Genomic DNA, 298 nt, shown 5'->3' with positions numbered 1-298 from the left:
GGCGGCCGGCGCATGTCAAAGGCTGAGTGTTATGAAGCATTCGACAGCCTCGGCATCACCTACGGACCGTCTCATCAGGCGCTTGACGCCGTCTATGCCGGAAGCGGAGAAGTGCTCGCGAAGCTCACTCTTCCGCCGTCCGCCCGCGAGGAAAAGGAGCCGTTCATCCTGCATCCGAGCATGCTGGACGCCGCCCTCCAGGCTTCTATCGGTCTCGTGCACTCAGACGGTTCCGCGTCCGGACGGCCGTTTCTGCCGTTTGCCCTCCGGGATATGCAGGTGTTTTCTGCGTGCCGGG

The 298-nt window shown here is 63.1% G+C and carries 1 protein-coding gene; it reads left to right on the top strand.

Annotation, left to right across the window (positions count from 1 at the left end; genetic code table 11):
• The coding region (locus SB658_RS23030) for a polyketide synthase dehydratase domain-containing protein (protein WP_410602580.1) at positions 1-298 on the top strand (298 nt) is incomplete at both ends.

The organism is Bacillus sp. SIMBA_008 (assembly GCF_046535495.1).
Classification (GTDB): domain Bacteria; phylum Bacillota; class Bacilli; order Bacillales; family Bacillaceae; genus Bacillus; species Bacillus subtilis.
This window is presented reverse-complemented; position numbering and strand designations above follow the sequence as displayed.